Annotated in this window: 11 protein-coding genes; 5 read left to right on the top strand and 6 right to left on the bottom strand. The window is 64.0% G+C overall.

Annotated features, from left to right (window positions below):
* Positions 1–139 precede the first annotated feature (139 nt).
* Positions 140–2,830 (top strand): aconitate hydratase AcnA, encoded by a 2,691-nt coding sequence (acnA, locus tag B5V02_RS10330; protein ID WP_111544118.1) that lies wholly within the window; start codon positions 140–142, stop codon positions 2,828–2,830.
* A gap of 54 nt (positions 2,831–2,884) precedes the next feature.
* Here acnA and B5V02_RS10325 read toward each other — a convergent pair whose 3' ends face one another.
* Entirely contained in the window at positions 2,885–3,553 is a 669-nt protein-coding gene (locus B5V02_RS10325) for a ceramidase domain-containing protein (protein ID WP_111544117.1), read from the bottom strand.
* 174 nt (positions 3,554–3,727) lie between these two features.
* On the opposite strand from B5V02_RS10325, the gene B5V02_RS10320 reads away from it, so the two are divergent.
* Positions 3,728–4,513: a DUF1223 domain-containing protein gene (locus B5V02_RS10320; RefSeq protein WP_111544116.1), complete on the top strand. Its 786-nt coding sequence runs from the start codon at positions 3,728–3,730 to the stop codon at positions 4,511–4,513.
* Between the two features lie 719 nt (positions 4,514–5,232).
* A complete protein-coding gene (locus B5V02_RS10310) occupies positions 5,233–5,619 on the top strand; it encodes a DUF2794 domain-containing protein (protein WP_111544114.1) in 387 nt (128 codons plus the stop codon).
* Positions 5,620–5,623: 4 nt separating this feature from the next.
* Here B5V02_RS10310 and B5V02_RS10305 read toward each other — a convergent pair whose 3' ends face one another.
* The 4 genes from B5V02_RS10305 to B5V02_RS10290 all read right to left on the bottom strand — a co-directional run bounded on the left by B5V02_RS10305 (position 5,624) and on the right by B5V02_RS10290 (position 10,632).
* Positions 5,624–6,193, bottom strand: coding sequence for a GNAT family N-acetyltransferase (locus tag B5V02_RS10305; protein WP_111544113.1), 570 nt, complete (start codon positions 6,191–6,193; stop codon positions 5,624–5,626).
* Between the two features lie 111 nt (positions 6,194–6,304).
* A complete protein-coding gene (locus tag B5V02_RS10300) occupies positions 6,305–7,084 on the bottom strand; it encodes a Bax inhibitor-1/YccA family protein (RefSeq protein WP_111544112.1) in 780 nt (259 codons plus the stop codon).
* Positions 7,085–7,387: 303 nt separating this feature from the next.
* Positions 7,388–9,937, bottom strand: a complete 2,550-nt coding sequence (locus tag B5V02_RS10295; RefSeq protein ID WP_111544111.1) for an ABC transporter permease — start codon at positions 9,935–9,937, stop codon at positions 7,388–7,390.
* Positions 9,937–10,632, bottom strand: coding sequence for an ABC transporter ATP-binding protein (locus B5V02_RS10290; protein WP_111544110.1), 696 nt, complete (start codon positions 10,630–10,632; stop codon positions 9,937–9,939). The genes B5V02_RS10295 and B5V02_RS10290 overlap by 1 nt, the downstream gene beginning before the upstream one ends.
* 85 nt (positions 10,633–10,717) lie before the next feature.
* On the opposite strand from B5V02_RS10290, the gene B5V02_RS10285 reads away from it, so the two are divergent.
* Both B5V02_RS10285 and thpR read left to right on the top strand, forming a co-directional pair.
* On the top strand, positions 10,718–11,362 hold the full coding sequence (locus B5V02_RS10285) for an arylesterase (protein WP_111544109.1): 645 nt from the start codon (positions 10,718–10,720) through the stop codon (positions 11,360–11,362).
* A 125-nt stretch (positions 11,363–11,487) separates the two neighbouring features.
* Positions 11,488–12,084: an RNA 2',3'-cyclic phosphodiesterase gene (thpR, locus tag B5V02_RS10280; RefSeq protein ID WP_111544108.1), complete on the top strand. Its 597-nt coding sequence runs from the start codon at positions 11,488–11,490 to the stop codon at positions 12,082–12,084.
* Here the strand turns inward: thpR and B5V02_RS10275 are convergent.
* Positions 11,988–12,506, bottom strand: coding sequence for a low molecular weight protein-tyrosine-phosphatase (locus B5V02_RS10275; RefSeq protein ID WP_111544167.1), 519 nt, complete (start codon positions 12,504–12,506; stop codon positions 11,988–11,990). The genes thpR and B5V02_RS10275 overlap by 97 nt on opposite strands.
* Between the last annotated feature and the right edge of the window lie 107 nt (positions 12,507–12,613).

The following is a 12,613-nucleotide window of genomic DNA, read 5'->3' as shown; positions in this document are numbered from 1 at the left end:
CGAACCAGCGCACGCGCCGCCTTGAACGGCTCGGGTTGCTTGGGAACGGACAGCGGAAATGGCCGTACCCGCACCTTTGCGCGTGATTGCATGCCATCGGCGTCCGTTCCCTTTCAGGCTGAACAGACAAGGATCGCACGTGTCAAAATCCCTAGACAGTTTCAATTGCCGCCGCACGCTGACCGCAAGCGGTACGGAGTATGTTTATTTCGATCTCATCGAGGCCGAGAAGAACGGTCTCACCGGCATCGCCCAGCTGCCCTATTCGATGAAGGTGCTGCTGGAGAACCTGCTGCGCAACGAGGACGGCCGCACCGTCACCAAGGAATCGATCCAGGCGGTTGCCGGCTGGCTGACCGACAAAGGCACCGCCGGCGTCGAGATCGCCTATCGCCCGGCCCGCGTCTTGATGCAGGATTTCACCGGCGTTCCGGCCGTGGTCGACCTTGCTGCCATGCGCGACGCCATGGCCTCGCTCGGCGGCGACCCGCAGAAGATCAACCCGCTGGTGCCGGTCGACCTCGTCATCGACCATTCCGTCATCGTCGATGAATTCGGCACGCCGCTGGCCTTCGCCCGCAATGTCGAGCTCGAATACGAGCGCAACGAGGAACGCTACAAGTTCCTGAAATGGGGCCAGCAGGCGTTCCGCAACTTCCGCGTCGTGCCGCCCGGCACCGGCATCTGCCACCAAGTCAACCTCGAATATCTCGGCCAGGTGGTGTGGACCAACACCGAGGACGGCGAAACCACCGCCTATCCCGACACCTGCGTCGGCACCGATTCGCACACCACGATGATCAACGGCCTTGGCGTGCTCGGCTGGGGCGTCGGCGGCATCGAGGCCGAGGCGGCCATGCTCGGCCAGCCCGTCTCCATGTTGTTGCCAGAGGTCGTCGGCTTCCGCCTCACCGGCAGACTGAAGGAAGGCGTCACCGCCACCGACCTCGTGCTTACCGTCACCCAGATGCTGCGCAAGAAGGGCGTCGTCGGCAAGTTCGTCGAGTTCTTCGGCCCAGGCCTGTCCAACATGACGCTGGCCGACCGCGCCACCATCGGCAACATGGCGCCCGAATACGGCGCCACCTGCGGCTTCTTCCCGGTCGACAGCGAGACCATCCGCTACCTGACAATGTCCGGCCGCAGCGAGGACCGCATCGCCCTGGTCGAGGCCTACGCCAAGGCGCAAGGCCTGTGGCGCGACACCGGTTCGGCCGATCCGGTGTTCACCGACCTGCTCGAGCTGGAACTTGGTTCCGTCGTGCCGTCGATGGCCGGCCCCAAGCGGCCCGAAGGCCGCGTCGCGCTGGAAGGCATTCCGGAAGGCTTCGCCAAGGCGATGGAGACCGAATACAAGAAGGCCGCCGAGATCCACAAGCGCTACGCCGTTGAAGGCACCAGCCACGATCTCGGCCATGGCGACGTCGTCATCGCCGCCATCACCTCCTGCACCAACACGTCGAACCCGAGCGTGCTGATCGGCGCCGGCCTCCTGGCCCGCAACGCCAACCGCCTCGGTTTGAAGCAGAAGCCGTGGGTCAAGACCTCGCTGGCCCCTGGCAGCCAGGTGGTGGCCGAATATCTGGAGAAATCCGGCCTGCAGAAGGAGCTCGACCAGATCGGCTTCAACCTGGTCGGTTTCGGCTGCACCACCTGCATCGGCAATTCCGGCCCGTTGCCGGCGCCGATCTCGAAGACCATCAACGAAAAAGGCCTGATTGCCGCCGCGGTCCTGTCCGGCAACCGCAACTTCGAAGGCCGCGTCTCGCCCGACGTGCAGGCCAACTATCTCGCCTCGCCGCCGCTGGTCGTCGCCCACGCGCTGGCCGGCACCGTCACCAAGGACCTCACCACCGAGCCGCTCGGCGAGGACAAGAACGGCAATCCGGTCTACCTCAAGGATATCTGGCCGAGTTCGGCCGAGATCCAGGAGTTCATCGAGAAGAACGTCACCCGCGAGCTGTTCGCCCGCAAATATGCCGACGTCTTCAAGGGCGACGAATACTGGCAGAACGTCAAGGCGCCGGAAGGCCAGACCTATGCCTGGGACGACAATTCGACCTATGTGCAGAACCCGCCCTATTTCGCCGGCATGACCGCCGGTTTCGGCAAGATCGGCGACATCAAGGGCGCCCGCGTGCTCGGCCTGTTCGGCGACAAGATCACCACCGACCACATCTCGCCGGCGGGTTCGATCAAGGCGGCCTCACCGGCCGGCAAATACCTCACCGACCATGGCGTCGGCGTCGCCGACTTCAACCAGTACGGCACGCGGCGCGGCAACCATGAGGTGATGATGCGCGGCACCTTCGCCAACATCCGCATCCGCAACCATATGCTGGGCGAGAATGGCCGCGAGGGCGGCTACACCATCCACTACCCGTCGAAGGAAGAGGAATCGATCTACGACGCGGCAATGGAGTACAAGAAGGAAGGCGTGCCTCTGGTGATCTTCGCCGGTGTCGAATACGGCAACGGCTCGTCGCGCGACTGGGCGGCCAAGGGCACCAATCTGCTCGGGGTCCGCGCCGTCATCGCCCAGTCCTTCGAGCGCATCCACCGCTCGAACCTGGTCGGCATGGGCGTCATTCCCTTCGTCTTCGAGGACGGCACGTCCTGGGCCTCGCTCAACCTGAAAGGCGACGAGCTGGTCGAGATCGACGGGCTGAGCGCCATCAAGCCGCGCCAGACGATGACCGCCAAGGTCACCTATGGCGACGGCACGGTGAAGAACGTGCCGATCATCTGCCGCATCGATACGCTGGACGAACTCGACTACTTCAAGAACGGCGGCATCCTGCAATACGTGCTGCGCGATCTGGCGGCTTAAGGGCAGGCAGTAGGCAATAAGGGAATAGGGAAAGGCACCCCTACTGCCTACTGCCTACTGCCTACTGCCTTTTCCAAACCGCGCCGTTGCCGCCAGCAGCACGGCGAGCATCAGCCCGTTAAAGATGTGCCAGAGGAAGTGCGTGCCGAGCGGAAAGCTGCCGCAGACCAGCGGGTCGATCATGCGGCAGATGACGGACACGACGAAGATCGCCGACCCCACCAGATTGTACCAGCCGGCGCGGTTGCCGCTCGCCGCCGCCAGGGCGCCGAAGAAGGCGAGCGCGAGGAACGGCGGTAGATAGCCCGTCGTGCCGTTCGAGGCCTGGCGCAGCCAGTCCGGCACGGCGAAGGTTATCGTCCCGGCAACAGCGTAGAAGACAACGAAGATGGCAATCGCCTTGCCCCATCGCATGCCGAGGAAGCGGCGCAGGTTGAACAGCGTATAGGCGAGCGTGAAGCCGGCGATCGGCAACACGTCGACCCAGACCGTGCCCCTGGTGGCGAAGGTGTGGAAGATCGTCGAGCCGATGCCGATTGCCACCACCCACCACGCCAGCACCTCGGCGAAGGTGCCGGTGCGCAGCCTGCGCACCTCGCGCACGCCCCACAGGCCGGCGGCGATGAAGGCGAGGTTTGACAGGGCATTGACCGGCTCGGACCAGAGTTCCGGCCCGGTCCGCTCGCAATAGAGATCGATCGGCGCCAAAAGAGTTTGCCACATCGTGATTGCCGCCCGAATCGATTTCTACCCTGAAGTGCAAGCCCTTTTCCTATTGCGCCGTTGTGGTCGGTTGCAATGGCAAAATTTCACCGCAACGTGACTTCCCGTTGACTTCCGGTTCTGCCACATATTTCAGCAATCACAATAAAGCCGGCACCACCGGCGGGAATCGGAATGGTTATGGCCTCGCGAAAATCATTGTGGCTGGCAGCCCTTGCGCTGGCCTTCTCGGCGTTTGCCGGCGCCGGCCAAACCGCCGAGCCCGGCAAGCCGCAGGCCGACAAAACCCAGATCGACAGGCCCTTGGGCGTGGTCGAGCTGTTCACCAGCCAGGGCTGCAATTCCTGCCCGCCGGCCGATGCGTTGTTCGCCGAGCTTGCCGCCAAGGAAGACATCGTCGCGCTCGCCTATCATGTCGACTATTGGGACTATCTCGGCTGGCAGGACACGCTGAGCCGCAAGGAGAACACCGAGCGGCAAAATGACTATATGCGGGCCTTCGGCAGCCGCTCCGTCTATACACCGCAGGCCGTCATCAACGGCCGCGTCCATGTCAACGGCGCCAGCCGCGTCGATGTCGACGGCGCGCTGGCCCGCATGGCCAAGAGCGGCGAAGGCATGCGGGTCGCCGTCAAGGTCAGCCGGACCAGCGACCGCGTGATGATCGACGCCGGCGATGCCGGAAACGGCCCCAGCGACGCCCATGTCGTCATCGTCTATTTCGACCCGCCGCAGACGGTCAAGATCGGCCAGGGTGAGAACACCGGCCGCAAGATGACCTATTGGAACGCGGTCTCGGGCATCCAGACCGCCGGCATGTGGCACGGCAAGGCACAGCGCTACGAATTGCCGATGAGCGAGATTTCCAAAAAGGGCGGCTGCGCCGTGCTGCTGCAGTCGGTCGGCAAGGATGGCCTGCCCGGCCCCATTCTGGGCGCCGCCTTCATTCACAAACCTTAGAAGCTTTCAGATCTCGATTGAGGCGTTCCGTTGAGATGTCGGCGGGACAGCGCCCCCCCTCTGTCCTGCCGGACATCTCCCCCACTTGGGGGGAGATCGGCAGCTTCGCCGTCCAGCCCGTCTTTCTGCGTTGAAGATTGGCGAAGGTGGAGATGACGGCCAATCTCCCTCCTTGTGGGGTTGAGGAGGGTCCGCGCAGCGGACGGAAAGCCAATTGCTTGGCTTTCCGAGCGACGAACGCCGGCAGGACAGAGGGGGGCGCGAAGGACCGCCTGCGTTGGGATGTCAGCGGATAGAACAACCGAATGCGAGGGGGCTTCCACCCCGCGCGCCACCCGGAAAACAAAAAACCGACGTCAGCTTGCTTCTGACGTCGGTCATTTAGGTTTTGGGATCGTCGCACCCGATCCTTCCGAAGAAAGACCGAGGTTGGTTCGATCCGACGCAGACCCGTGGGCGGGGGGCTTGGGGTTTACGAGCCGGTGCCGGACCGAACCGTCTCAGGCAACGCCGGTAAATTCGTCGGACATTGGGGCATGAGCGCGGATAAAAAATGGCGAGAATGTGGCGAAGCATCACCAATTCCAACAGGGCGTTTCATAAAAGTGACTGGACGTTGCAGAAACAGCGCGGCGCCGCCCTCCCTTCGCGAGGTCTTGCAATTCAGCTGCGAACGCGCCAACTTTGGTTGGCAAAGATTCATTTTGAAGGATCGAGGCATGACCGACGACAGCGGCGGGATGGGGGATGGGGACGCATCCGCAATATTGATCCCGCTGCACGAGGCGCGACGCGAGCGCCTCGATCAGCCGGTGCGGTTCGACCGGCGTGAACTGGACCAGATCCTGAGGCTCTACGGTCGCATGGTCGCCGCCAACGAATGGCGCGACTACGCCATCGATCATCTCACCGACAGGGCTGTGTTTTCGGTGTTCCGCCGCGCCAGCGAAGTGCCGCTGTTCCAGATCGTCAAGGACCCGAAACTGGCGCGCAAGCAGGGCGCCTTTGCCGTCATTGCCGCCGGCGGCCGCATCCTCAAGCGCGGCCAGGAGCTCGGCCGCGTGCTTGGGATCTTCGACGGCAAGCTGAAGCTCGTCGAGGCTTAACCCTTTATTTTTGCTGGCGGAATTTTCGCTCCGGCAGCGAACCGGGATCAGGCGGAGCGAGCGCCCCGCCATTCAGCGAGAGCTGCATGAACACCGTGTCCAGCCAGCGCCCGTGCTTGTAGCCGGAGCCTTCGAGGCGTCCCGAATGGCGGAAGCCAAGCTTTTCGTGCAGCCGCACCGAGGCGCTGTCCGCCCGCCCGTCGCCGATCACCGCGATGACCTGGCGAAAGCCCGCCGCTCGGCATGCCTCGATCAGACTCTGCATCAGCAACAGGCCAACCCCCTGGCCCTTGGCCTCGGGCGCGACATAGACCGAATCCTCGACGATGAAGCGGTATGCCGGGCGCGGCCGGAAGGCGCCGGCATAGGCATAGCCGAGCACGGCGCCGTCCTTTTCCGACACCAGATAGGGAAATCCGCCAGCCATCAGAGTGTCGAAGCGAGCGCCCATCTCGGCGCGGCTGGGCGGCTCCAGCTCATAGCTCGCCGTGCCCTGGGTGACCGCGTCGGCATAGATTTCCGTGATCCGGTCGAGATCGGCCGCTGTCGCGGTCCGGATGATGATACTGCTCATTATTTATGCATGCCGTTGTTCTGCCCGCAATAACAGCAAAAACAGACACAAAAGCAAAGGGCGGCCGTTGGGCCGCCCTTCAAGAACTCGATGGTCCAGCGTCGCAGCTAACTAACGGCGATCGCCCATGAACTGCAGCAGGAACATGAACAGGTTGATGAAGTCGAGATAGAGCCTCAGCGCGCCCATGATCGCCTTGCGGCCGGCGACATCCGAAGCGTCGCCATCGAAATACATCTCCTTGATCTTCTGCGTGTCGTAGGCGGTGAGGCCCGCGAACACCAGCACGCCGATCGCCGAAACAGCGAAGGACAGCGCCGACGACTGCAGGAAGATGTTGATCACCATTGCGATGATCAGACCGAACACGCCCATGATCAGGAACGAGCCCATCGCCGTCAGGTCGCGCTTGGTCGTGTAGCCGTAGAGCGACAGCGCGCCGAAGGCCGCGGCGGTGGCGAAGAAGGTCTGCGAAATGCTGGCCGTGGTGTAGACCAGGAAGATCGACGACAGCGACAGGCCGACGAGGCCGGCATAGACCCAGAACGTCGTCTGCGCCGCCGCAACGCTCATCGACTGGACGCGGAACGACAGGAACAGCACGGCGGCCAGCGGGGCAAAAATCACCACCCAGCGCAGCGGCGAGCCGAAGATCGCGTAGCCGAAGGAGGTCAGCATCTCGCCGCTCGGCAGCGTTGCGACAGCCGAGGCAGGATCGGTGGTGGTGGCCAGCATGATCGTGCCTACGGCGGCAAGACCGGTGATGAGGAGGCCAAGCCCCATCAGATTGTAGACCTTGATCATATAGGCGCGCAGGCCCTGATCGATGCCTGCATCAACGCCGGCGCCGGGCACGGCGCGCGTCTGATAGTTGCGAATGGGTTCAGCCATGGGAGTCCTCTATTGCTTCTGCCCCGTCGGGTGTCAGGTCCACCGGACCCAGGCGCCGCTGGCGGGGCTCCAGCATGCCTGTGGCGAAATATGATGGTTATTCGCGTCAAGAACAAGACCGTAACCGGGTGTAATGCTTCGTGAGACGCACACGGTCCGGTTTTTCGGCCTTTGGCGGCGCAACATTACGTCGATTTAACCAAATCCGGGTCCCCGGCCAGCGGAATTCAGAGCAATTCCAGGAAAAGTGTTCAGCGGTTTTCCGTCCGGAATTGCGCAACAAAATTAGAGCGGTTCACCGCTCTATAGGTTGCGCAACACCGGTGCGGCCTTGTGGCCGAGCACCCGCCAGGTGCCTGCGAGGCCGATGCCGACCGTGATGACGAGCGAAAACAGAATGGTCGCCACCGCCACCTCGGGCATGAAATGCGACGGCAATGTCATGATGCGCGCGACGACGAACCAAGCAGCAGCACCACCTGCCGCCAGGGCGAAGATCGCGGTGGCGAGCCCGATCAGCATGTATTCGAGCGAGAAGGCGGCAATCAGCGTCGTGCGTGTCGCGCCCAGCGTCTTCAGCACCACCGCGTCATGGATGCGCGCCCGGTTGCCGGCGGCAAGCGCGCCGGCCAGCACCAGCACCGAAGCGATCAGCGCCACGCCGGCCGCGGCCCGGATCGCCGTGCCGAGCTGCCCGACCAGCCGGTTGACGACATCGAGCGCATCCTTGACCCGGACCGTCGTCACCGCCGGGAAGGCGCGGGTGACGGCATTGAGGATACGCGCGTCGTCGGCCGTCGAGGCGGTCTTTTCGGTCAGCGTCGCCATCCAGCCATGCGGCGCCCCAGTGAATGTGTTGGGCGAGAACACCATGACGAAATTGATGCCCATCGTCTCCCATTCGACCTGCCGGAAATTGGCGATCTTCGCCGTCACGTTGCGGCCGAGCACGTTGACGGTGATGGTGTCGCCAAGCTTCAGCCCGATCTCCTTGCCTTCCACGGCCGAGAACGAGACCAGCGGCTCGCCGGTATAATTGTCCGGCCACCAGCTGCCCTCGGTCAGCGTCGCGTTGTCCGGCTGTCTGGCGTCATAGGTCAGGCCGCGATCGCCTTTCAGCACCCAGGCGCCTTCGGCCGGCACCTTGACCTTGTCGACATCGACGCCGTTGAGCGCCATCACCCGGCCGCGCAGCATCGGCACCTTGGCCAGCGTCCCCTGCGGCGCCTGCTGTCCGATCAGCGCGGAAAAAGCAGCGACATCGCTACTCTGGATGTCGACGAAGAAGAAGTTCGGAGCCCGCTCCGGCAGGCTACCGGAGATCTGCTGCCGCAGATTGCCGTCGATCAGCGCCAGCGTCACCAGCAGCGTCAGCCCAAGCCCCAGCGACAGCACCACCGATGGCGTCAAGGCGCCGGGCCGGTGGATGTTGCCGACGGCGAGCCGCAGCGCCACGAAGCGCACGCGCGGGCTCTTCTTCGCCGCCCATTGCACCAGCGCGCCGACCAGGCGCAGCACCAGGAAAGCGAAGACGGTGGCGCCGACAAAGATCGAGGCGATGCGACGGTCGCCGGAAAACAGGATAGCCAGCGCCGCCAGCAGCAGCGCGATGCCGACAGCCGCCGCAATATAGACAGGGCGCGGAAAGCCGCGGCCTTCGAGCCCCATCTCGCGAAACAGCGCCGTCGCCGGCACGTCGCGGGCGCGGCCAAGTGGCAAAAGCGCGAAGGCCAGCGTCACCAAAAGGCCGAACAGCGCCGCCATGCCGAGCGCGCCGGGATAGAAGCCGCCTTCCGCCGGCACCGGAATGACCTGATGAAGGGCGGCACCGGCCGCGAACGGCATCAGCGCCCCGAGCACCAGGCCGAGCACAATGCCCAGGGCGGCGATGATCAGGATCTGCACCAGATAGACGGCAAAGACGAAGCCGCCCGACGCGCCCAGGCTCTTGAAGGTGGCGATGACGCCGCGCTTGCCGTCGAGATAGGCGCGCACCGCATTGGCGACGCCGACACCGCCGACCACCAGCGCCGTCAGCCCGACCAGCGTCAGGAATTGCGAGAAGCGTTCGATGTTGGACGACAGCGCCGGGGCGGCATTGCTGCGCGTGCGGATCGACCAGCCGGCTTGCGGAAAATCCTTGGCCGCCTGATCCTGGATGGCCCTGAGCCGCGCCTCATCGGCATCGGCGGGCAGCCGGACCTTATAGGCATTTTCGACCAGGCTGCCCGGCTGGATCAGTCCGGTGGCCGCCAGCCCGTCGGTCGAGATCATCAGCCGCGGCGCAAAGCCGAACCCGTCGGACACCGCATCCGGTTCGGTGACCAGCCTGGCGCGCAGTTCGAAAGTGGCAGTGCCGAGCTTCAGCCGGTCGCCGATCTGAAGATGCAATCGTTCGAACAGCAGATCGGGGGCCGCGGCGCCGAAAACGCCGAACTCTTCGCCGAACAGTTCCTGCTTCGACAGTGCCGGCTCGGTCTCCAGCGCGCCGTAGAGCGGATAGGCATGGTCGACCGCCTTGGCCTCGACCAGCGCCTGGTCGGTTCCGTCGGCGAGACGCGCCATCGAGCGCATGCTGGCGGTTCTGGAAATGACGCCCAGCCCGTCAAGAAAACCATTTTCGGCCTGGCTGGCGTCGCGCTGGTTGATCTGGAAGCGAAGATCGCCGCCAAGCAGCGTCTGGCCCTGATTGGCGACGCCGGCGGTGATCGAACGCGCCACCGAGTTGACGCCGCCGATGGCCGCGACGCCGAGCGCGATGCAGGCAAGGAAGATCAGGAAGCCCGACAGACCGCCGCGCATCTCGCGCAGCGAGAAGCGGACCGCAAGCTTCAACGTCTGCGACAACGGCATCAGGCCGTCACCTTGACGGGTGCCGGCGCCTCGATCCGGCCCGACCGCATCGACACCTGGCGCGAGCAGCGTGCCGCCAGTGCCGGATCATGGGTGACCAGCACCAGCGTCATGCCGCGCTCGGCCGCCTTGGCAAACAAAAGGTCGGCGACCTGCCGCCCCGTCGCCTGGTCGAGATTGCCGGTCGGCTCGTCGGCAATGAGAATGCGCGGCGACGGCGCCAGCGCCCGGGCGATCGCCACGCGCTGTTGCTCGCCGCCCGACAATTCGCCGGGATAATGGGTGACGCGATCGCTCAGGCCGACGGCCGCCAGTTCGCGCGCCGCCACCGAAAACGGATCGGCATGGCCGGCGAGCTCCAGCGGCACCGCGACATTTTCGAGCGCCGTCATGTTCGGAATGAGATGGAACGACTGGAACACGATGCCAATGTTTCGGCCACGAAACGAAGCAATCTGGTCCTCGGTTTTGCCGTTGAGCAGCTCGCCGGCGATTCGAACCGTACCCGAATCGACCCTTTCCAGGCCTGCCAGAACCATCAGCAATGTCGACTTGCCCGAGCCCGAGGGACCGACGATGCCGGTCGCCTCGCCAGGCGCCACATCGAGGCTGACGCCTTTCAGCACATGCACGGAGGACGCCCCTTCGCCAAGTGTCAGCGATACGTCTTTCAGCGCGATGACGGCTTCTGTCAAAATGAAAGCGTCCTATATCAAGGGATGAAGGCTCTGCTTGCCGGATGCCGTCGGAAGAATTCCTCGGGTATATGGGGCCTGCCGCATGTCTTTCAAACGCCAGATAGCCGCAGGCTTCATCGTTTTCCTCGCCATTTGCGGCGCCATTTCGTCGGCGCGTGCCGAGCCGTTCAAGATCGTCGGCTTCGGTGACAGCCTGATGGCGGGCTTTGGCCTTGGGCCGGGCCTGGGCTTTACCGACAGGCTGCAGGCCGCGCTTCGCGCCCAAGGTCACGATGTGACGGTCGCCAATGCCGGGGTCTCCGGCGACACGACGAGCGGCGGCCTGGCGCGGCTCGACTGGTCAGTGCCGGACGGCACGCAGCTGGTCATTCTCGAACTCGGCGCCAACGACATGCTGCGCGGCGTCTCGCCAGACATCCCCAGAAAGAACCTGGACGAGATGCTGGGCAAGCTGAAGGAGCGCAGGATTGCCGTGCTCTTGGCCGGCATGCGCGCCGCACCCAATCTCGGCTCCGACTACCAGAACACCTTCGACACCATCTTTCCGGACCTTGCCAAGAAATACGAAGTTTCGCTCTACCCGTTCTTTCTCGATGGCGTCGCCGGCCAGCCTGGCATGCAACTCGAAGACGGCCTGCATCCGAGCGCGCAAGGCGTCGACCAGATGGTCGAACGCATCTTGCCGACGGTCGAAAAAGCGATCGCCGCGGTGCCGGGAGGTTTGTGAGATCAGGCTGATGTTTTCCCCAGGGGAAGCTTTTAGCAAAGCCTGCGACCAACAAACCTCTTGCTCCGTTTGATTTTCGATGATTCGCTAGGGGTACAGTTCGATTCGAGGAAGGGAGGCTCTTCATGCCGCGTCTTTTCACCGCCCTCGAAATACCGCGTGACGCCGCCCTTTCGCTGTCCCTGCTGCGGGGCGGCCTGCCCGGGGCCCGTTGGATCGACGTCGAGAACTACCATCTGACGCTGCGCTTCATCGGCGATGTACCGGGTCACGTCGCCGACGAAATCGCCAACGCGCTCGACCGTGTCCACCGCCCTTCCTTCTCGCTGACCCTGTCCGGCGTCGGCGCTTTCGGCCAGAAGAAGCCGCACGCGGTGTGGGCGGGTGCCTCCGCCTCGCCCGATCTTGCCGCCCTTCAAGGTGAAATCGACCGCATCTGCCAGCGGCTCGGCATCCCCGCCGACCCGCGCAAGTTCATGCCGCATGTGACGCTGGCGCGCTTGCGCAATTCGACCCCGCTGGACGTCGCCCAGTATCTGTCGGCACGCGGCAATTTCTCGACACTGCCGTTTCGCATCGGCCGTTTCGTGCTGATGTCGTCGCGCGATTCGGTCGGCGGCGGCCCCTACATCGTCGAGGAAGCCTGGCCGCTGTCGGGCACGGACGCCCGTGCTTCCAGCCTTGTCGCCAGCGCCTCCGACGCCTCGCGGATCATGCGGTAGACCGACGCGAAGGCTTCCGCCCCGTCATAATAGGGGTCCGGCACGTCGCGCGCATTGCCCTTGGCGAACTCCAGGAACAGGTGCACCCGGTCGTGCATGGCCGCCGGCGCCAGCGCTTTCAGGTCGCGAACATTCGACCGGTCCATGCCGAGGATCAGGTCGAAGCGGTGAAAATCCTCTGGCGTGACCTTGCGCGCCCTCTGTCGGGAAATGTCGATGCCGTGACGCACCGCAACCGCGATCGAGCGTGGATCGGGGGATGAGCCGACCTCCCAGCCGCTGGTTGCGGCTGAATCGAGCAGGATATCCCGGCCCCATCCGCGCTCCGCCAGCACGGCGCGAAAGATGCCTTCTGCCAGCGGCGACCGGCAGATGTTGCCGAGGCAGACGAAAAGAATGGAATTTACGGGCTTCGCGCTCATCGATCCGGAATTGTTTTTGGGCATGTCGTTATCCCAAAACCGCAACGCACTTTTTGGCGACATGCATTATGGTGAAGGTCATTTCTGGAAATAGCACGGGAAACGAA

The sequence above is a fragment of the Mesorhizobium kowhaii genome (assembly GCF_003253745.1).
Taxonomy (GTDB): domain Bacteria; phylum Pseudomonadota; class Alphaproteobacteria; order Rhizobiales; family Rhizobiaceae; genus Mesorhizobium; species Mesorhizobium kowhaii.
Note: the sequence above shows the minus strand (reverse complement) of the source record. Positions and strands in the feature narration are given on the sequence as shown.